7 protein-coding genes are annotated in these 6678 nt (G+C 48.7%); 2 read left to right on the plus strand and 5 right to left on the minus strand.

The features are described from left to right. Positions 1 to 269 precede the first annotated feature (269 nt). From HWQ67_RS10860 to HWQ67_RS10875, 4 genes are all read right to left on the minus strand, one after another. Positions 270 to 1295 (minus strand): AI-2E family transporter, encoded by a 1026-nt coding sequence (locus HWQ67_RS10860; protein ID WP_218252709.1) that lies wholly within the window; start codon positions 1293 to 1295, stop codon positions 270 to 272. Positions 1296 to 1431: 136 nt separating this feature from the next. After that, complete coding sequence (locus HWQ67_RS10865; RefSeq protein ID WP_218252710.1) at positions 1432 to 1959, minus strand: cyclic nucleotide-binding domain-containing protein; 528 nt, start codon at positions 1957 to 1959, stop codon at positions 1432 to 1434. Between the two features lie 69 nt (positions 1960 to 2028). Then, positions 2029 to 2559 carry a cyclic nucleotide-binding domain-containing protein gene (locus HWQ67_RS10870; protein WP_218252711.1) on the minus strand — a complete coding sequence of 177 codons (531 nt, stop codon included), beginning with the start codon at positions 2557 to 2559 and terminating at the stop codon, positions 2029 to 2031. A gap of 121 nt (positions 2560 to 2680) precedes the next feature. Then, a complete protein-coding gene (locus HWQ67_RS10875) occupies positions 2681 to 4021 on the minus strand; it encodes a hypothetical protein (protein WP_218252712.1) in 1341 nt (446 codons plus the stop codon). Positions 4022 to 4134: 113 nt separating this feature from the next. On the opposite strand from HWQ67_RS10875, the gene HWQ67_RS10880 reads away from it, so the two are divergent. Both HWQ67_RS10880 and HWQ67_RS10885 read left to right on the plus strand, forming a co-directional pair. Further along, positions 4135 to 4839: a hypothetical protein gene (locus HWQ67_RS10880; protein ID WP_218252713.1), complete on the plus strand. Its 705-nt coding sequence runs from the start codon at positions 4135 to 4137 to the stop codon at positions 4837 to 4839. Further along, positions 4836 to 6197, plus strand: coding sequence for a TatD family hydrolase (locus HWQ67_RS10885; RefSeq protein WP_218252714.1), 1362 nt, complete (start codon positions 4836 to 4838; stop codon positions 6195 to 6197). Before HWQ67_RS10880 ends, HWQ67_RS10885 begins: the two co-directional genes overlap by 4 nt. Before the next feature lie 154 nt (positions 6198 to 6351). Here HWQ67_RS10885 and HWQ67_RS10890 read toward each other — a convergent pair whose 3' ends face one another. Then, the gene (locus HWQ67_RS10890) at positions 6352 to 6594 is read right to left on the minus strand and encodes a hypothetical protein (protein WP_218252715.1); all 243 of its coding nucleotides are present in this window, start codon (positions 6592 to 6594) and stop codon (positions 6352 to 6354) included. Between the last annotated feature and the right edge of the window lie 84 nt (positions 6595 to 6678).

The following is a 6678-nucleotide window of genomic DNA, read 5'->3' on the forward strand; positions in this document are numbered from 1 at the left end:
GGTTTATCTTGTGGGACAGACGAACCACCCTGGCGCCTGTGGTACGCACCACCAGGGAACTTGAGGCCCGGGCAGAGAAAGCTGAAAAACTGGAACTCGCAATTAAAGAGAAAGCTGAGAATGACCCTGAACTGAAAGAGGCATTAAGACACGTCGGGTTGCTGTAGGCGTTCCTACGGCTTTGCTTGCGCTGTCCAATTTTTTGCTATTGTAGCGTAAAGTCCGGCAACAAGGACATCTCTGCCGCACACCGGCAGTGTAACTTTATTTCAGAGGAGTCTCTTGCTGATCAGTTCGTCCTTGAAGTAGGCATAGTAAATTGGTGCGGCTACTACCCCTGAGATGCCAAAGGCTGACTCCATTATGATCATTGCCAGTAACATCTCCCACGCCTTGGACTTTATCTGAGTGCCTATGATCTTGGCATTTAAAAAGTACTCCAGCTTATGTATTACCACCAGAAAGACCAGGGAAGAAACGGCTACATTAAACGAATGATTTAAACTCACAATGATGATCACCGTATTGGAGATCAGATTGCCCGCCACAGGCAACAGACCGGCAAAAAAAGTAACTGCTATCAACGTCTTGATCAGGTTCAGATGAACGCCAAACAGCGGCAATACCACGGTCAGATACAGCGCCGCAAAGACCGTATTAATGGCCGATATACGCACCTGTGCAAACACTATGCGGTGAAAGGATTGACCCAATCGCACGACATTGCCAAGCATAGCCTGCCCCAAAGGGCCATAATGACGCGTTTCGATAGCCTCATCCAGGGCTATCAGCGCACCCATGACCATTCCAATGAGGATATGGGCAGTGGTTCGCAGGGCCTCCTGACCGGCCAATTGCAGATAGCTTGCATGGTCACGTAACCATGTGGCGATTGCCCCCTTAAGTTCCGCCGTATCGGACGGCAAAAGATGCACGATCCATACCGGAAACGAGTTCAGGGAATCCTCGATAATGTCGGCCATCTTCTGGAGTAACACCGGTAAGTTACCTATGCTGCCACGAAAAAAACTGACCGTTCCTACCGTCATCAAACACACCACGAGTACGATTATAGAGGCAAGCAACGTAACGATTATTATCTTTGAGCCATGACCGCTGATCCCCCTGACCCTGATCTTCTTTGAGAGTGTGTGGATAAGCTCAAACACCAAAAGGCCGCTCAACAACGCTGACAGTAAGTGTAATCTCACGATCAACACAAGTGACACCGTTGCAATCCCCCATGCAACAAAATCATAGGTCGATATTACAGGTTTGTCGGTTAATTTGTGCATAACAATGGTGATTTTAACATAAGTGACACATGTTTAAAAAGCAGAAGAATGCTTGCTGTAAAAAATCCTGTGATGCTATATATATAGAACGTTTCAAAGAAAAACAGAAAGGGGCTGAACCGCCCCGTTCTTCTTTTTAACCACCCATGAGGACCTTTAATATTCTTTTGTCCAGGAGACGCACATTTGCAGACATGTTTTTTGCAATTGCACGCATGACCTTGACCATTACCGTCGGGGATAAGACCTCAAGTTCGCTAAAGACATCGGCCTTCAAAAGAAACAGATGACTGTCCTGTACCGCTACCGCCTCGGCAGAGTGCTTCTTTCGGTTCTCTATTACGGATAACTCTCCAAAGAATTGCCCCTCCTCTATTGTGGCAAAGCGGTTCTCCCAGCCGTGAGACGTATGCCTGACCTCATCGCTCTGGATGTTGCGCAACATTATCAGCATTTTCGTTTTTGTATCGAGTTGCAACTTGCGTTTTATCTCTACCTTACCCGAACTCACCATGTATATGCCACTGGTTGGGTCGCCTTCCTTAAACACAAACCCTCCCTTGGTATACTTTCTATCCTCGATGTAAGAGGCCAGCTTACCTACCTCCTCTGCATCAAGCCCTTCCAAAAGGCTCTGCTTGACTAATTCATCAACAAGGGCCATAGTCTGTCCACCACCTCTTTATTTTGTATTTTATAAAAAAACATGCCAAAGACACAGAAACTTACCGGTCTAAAATCCTATCAGCAGCTTCAACAACTGTCTGTCAAGGTAACGAACCGTCTTTGAGGCAACCCTTGCCATCGTGCGGAATATCTTTAGCATCATCAACGGGTTTTTGGCCTCTATGTCGTAAAAGTGATTGGCCCTTATGAGGTACAACTCGCAGTCATCTACGGCATCGGCATCGGCTCCATGATGCTTCTTGCCCTCAACTACGGACAATTCCCCAAAATACTGACCCTCTATCAGCGAAGAAAATACCTGTCGCCACCCATAGGGCGTCTTGCGTATTTCACAGCAGTTCTGCATATTTCTGACCGTTATGAGCATCTTCGTTTTTAGATCGATGGGAAGCTTCTTGGTTATCTCCACCTCGCCGCTCTTTATGAGAAATATGCCTCTGGTAGGTTCCATTTCCCTTATTATAGGGGCGCCCTTTTCATAGTCTATAGGCTCTACCAGATCGACTAACGTTGCCAACTCCTCGTCGCTGAGACCTTCAAACAGTATCTGTTTCTTTAACTCCTCAAATACACTCATCTGCTACCGGCATCCTTAAAGCTCCATTATTTATAATCAAACACTCCAACATTGAGTAGTGTAATTCATTTGTTTGAAATTTGTCAAATCATTAAAAATTTTTTTATTTCCGTGAGTGTTCTCACAGCTTCCAGCATACGCCACTCTTGTCAATAGCCTCAGTGTCCGTCTCCCCTTTTTGCACACATGACTTGGAAAACATGCCAAATATACTGTTTTTGCCCGTCTCGACCCACGGCTGATTAAACGGATTGACCCCAAAGAGAAAGCCCAACACTGTCGTAGATATCTCAAAAAACATAAACAACTGCCCGATGTGATAGGCATCCAACTGTGATATATTTATGGTCATGTTTGGCTTGGCCGAGCCGGAGAGGACACACTTTGTGGAGTTGGCAGCAGCCCTGATTAACTCGTTGAGGGTGCGACCGGAGAGGTTGGCAAAGCCATCTATCTTCGTAAATACGTCGGGGATACGCTCATCCTGTCCGTAGTCGTCGATGTTGATGAAGATGACGACCTTGTCCTCGGGGCCTTCCATCCAGAGCTGCAACTGCGAGTGTTGATCGGTCGTGCCCACCGATGGATAAGGCGTTATACCGAAACCGAGCTTGCCCAGACTCTCCGCCCACAGTTGGCAAAACCACTCCGACAGATGCTTCAGGCCATCGGCATAGGGCATCATCACGTTTATGTTGCGCTTTTCTTCGGTGCTCATCAAAAAAAGCAGTGTCGCAAACAGATAGGCCGGATTCTCCCACAGCTCCTTGTTGTTGCACCTGTGGACAATGTCCCTTGCACCCCTGAGTAACTCGTCCGAGTCAATGCCGGCCACCTCAGACATCAGCAGGCCTGCCGCACTCAATACCGAATAGCGCCCCACGATATCCGAGGGTATGTACAAAAACGGCAGCCTGTTTGAGATGATCACATCCCGCATGATGCCCGTGTTGGGATTTGTCGTGATGATAAACCGGTCGGCAACGTCATCGCCGAGCACCTTCTGCAGGCGATGCCACATGACCATGAACGAGGCAATGGTCTCAGCCGTGTTGCCAGACTTTGTCACCACGTTTACCGTAGTTCTGGCCGGATCGATTATCGACAGCACGGCGTGCAGGGTGCGAGGGTCGATATTGTCATAGATAAATATACACGGGCGGCTGACATAGTTGTGAAACGGCTTCAGCGCCTCAAGTATCGCCTTTGGTCCCATGGCAGAACCACCGATCCCCAACAGGAGAAAATAATCCGAAGATTCCTTTATTTGTGCAGCCATTGTCTTTATTTCGTCTGTTTTCTGATTGGCCAAATCCAAAAAGGCCAGCTCCTTCCACTTCCTTTCTTGTATCTGCTTATGGGCGTCAAGGACGTTCTCACGCAGTCTCTCTATCTGTGTCAAGGAAAGTCCCTTCTCTCCTATCACCTCTTCCATCATGTTACCAAAGTGAAGCTCAAGCATTTTTCTTCCCCCTTTGCCGCATTCTATCTGCATATTTGCATTTGTTATTTATCTCTGTCATAAAAACACCTTGTAAAATTATATTATATATTGTAGTTTAGTAAATAACAATTATGCTCATAAGATTTATTTTTATTGAGAGCTTGAAGCTGATAAAAAACAACATTACCGTGATTACTCCCTCGGTTGTGGTATCGTTGATGTCGCTGATAATATCAAGTCTCACGCTGGGAGGTTCCGTAGACCTGTCGGGGGCAAAGACCCCTGAGGCGATGTTTTTGTTGCTCAAGGACATCTTTGGCACACTTATGATGCTCAGTGTGGTCAGTTACTTTCTCCAGGCGCTTGCCCACGGGGTCACCATTGTCATGGTCAGGGAGGCCATCTTTGGCAGGCAGATATCGGTGGACAGGGCTTTGCTCTTTACGCTGATGCGGATGGACGCCCTCCTGGTTGTGATCATTGTTGCCGGATTACTGATGTTTTTCGGTGTATTTCTGTTTTTAATCCCGTCGATTCTGGTTGGCTACTTTTTCATGTTTACTTTTACCATAGTACTAAACGAGGACATCTCCGGCAGGGAGGCGATGAAGCGGAGTTTTCACATGGTCAGGGGCAATATCTTCAATTCTCTGATGTTGTTTGCACACCTGAGTATGCTGACCATAACGGTGACCATAGTTACGATGGCCGTTGGGGAGCTCGGTAAGGCAGGCGTGGTGATGTCAACGCTCGTGACGGGGACGTACATGTCCTTTGTGGCGGCAAGTATAACGAGACTCTACATAGAAATAAGGAGGGTTGAACTAAACACATGATAGACTCCCACTGCCATCTTGAGATGCGACAGTTTGACAACGACCGGGAGGCCGTTATCCAAAGGGCGAGGGACTGCGGCATTGAGGCGATGATGACAATTGGCGCCGACGTTGACAGCTCAACGGCTGCCATAGGACTGGCAAATGCCTATCCCTTTATCTACGCCACGGTGGGGATTCATCCACACAACGCCTCTGCGTTTGTGGGGCCGGCAACATATGAGCAACTCAAGGGCTTGTGTGCCGATACAAGGGTCGTTGCCGTGGGCGAAACGGGGCTGGACTACCATTACGACCACTCTCCGCGGCACGTGCAGAGGGACGTCTTTGTGCGACACATGGAGTTGGCGCAGGAGGTTTCCCTCCCCCTGGTGATCCACAGCAGGGAGGCAAACCAGGACACGCTTGAACTCATCAGAGACAATGGCGTACACAATGCCGTGCTGCACTGTTTCTCCGGGGATATGCAAATGGCGGAGGTCTTGGTTGCGCAGGGGTTGTACATATCGTTTTCGGGTGTGGTAACATTCAAAAAGGCGGAAGAACTCAGGGACGTCGCCAGGATGGTACCCGATGACCTGCTGCTTATTGAGACCGATGCCCCCTACCTTGCCCCCCAACCCTACAGGGGCAAACGCAACGAGCCGTCGTATCTGAGGTACACGGCGGAGGTCATTGCGCAGGTGCGTGGCATATCGACACAGGACGTTGCACGCATAACCTCCAACAACGCCAAGAGGCTATTTGGCGTGGGCAAGGTCGCATCATCGGGGACGATAACCTACAAGATACGCGATTGTCTCTACATAAACCTGACAAATCGTTGCACGAACGAGTGTGTCTTCTGCATCCGTTACAAGAAGGACTTCGTAAAGGGTCACAACATGCGTCTGTCACGGGAGCCGGAGGTGGACGAAATCGTTGCGGCCATAGGCGATCCCACTGCGTACAGGGAGATTGTCTTTTGCGGTTACGGTGAGCCTCTGATCAGGGCTGATGTGGTCAAGGGTGTTGCCGCATACGTCAAGGCAAGGGGTGGCATGGTCAGGGTCAACACCAACGGCCATGGCAATCTCATCAACGACCAGGATGTGTTACCACAACTATCAGGGCTTGTCGATCACATCAGCGTGAGTCTCAACGCCCAGGATGCAAAAACGTATGAACAGTTGTGCAAGCCGTTACTTGAGGGGGCCTACGAGGGATTGTTGGGGTTTGTCAGACAGGCACGGCGGTACATTCCGGTTATCACGCTGACGGTGGTTGAGATGCCCGGCGTGGATGTTGCGGCGTGTCAGGCCATAGCAAGAGACCTCGGTGTCAACTTCAGGGTCAGGAACCTCGACGTCGTGGGGTAAAGAAAACGGCAAAAATAAAGAAAGGGGCGGTTTGTGGCAGGGGTGCCTCACCCCCTCCGCCCCCCTTCAGAACCCCCCGCAAGGGGACCAGTCCCCCACTGAGCCGGGGGTCGCTGACCCCTTGACCCCGTAAAAATGTCACGTACAAGGATGTCTATATGAGATTTTTAAAATGGTTCCATAGAAAATGATAACCGGCTTTTCCATAATAATTGCATATTTGAGTTACCGCTTCTTCCTCACCTTTTTCAAGTAGCGTCTGAACCATCCTTGTAATAACACTCTCTTGTCCATATGGAGCGGGTACAAGAGTTTTGAGAAGTTCAATAAAGATATCACTAACCTCTTTGGGATATCTTTCGATATATCTTGAAAGAGTATCCTCTTTAAATTTCATGGTAAACAGTTTTTCACCCTGGTGACAATCCTTCTGTCTTACTTCTGATGATATCAGATAAGGGTGTCATTTTAAATTGCCTGC

It is taken from the genome of Candidatus Magnetobacterium casense (genome assembly GCF_019173545.1).
In the GTDB taxonomy this organism is placed as follows: domain Bacteria; phylum Nitrospirota; class Thermodesulfovibrionia; order Thermodesulfovibrionales; family Magnetobacteriaceae; genus Magnetobacterium; species Magnetobacterium cryptolimnobacter.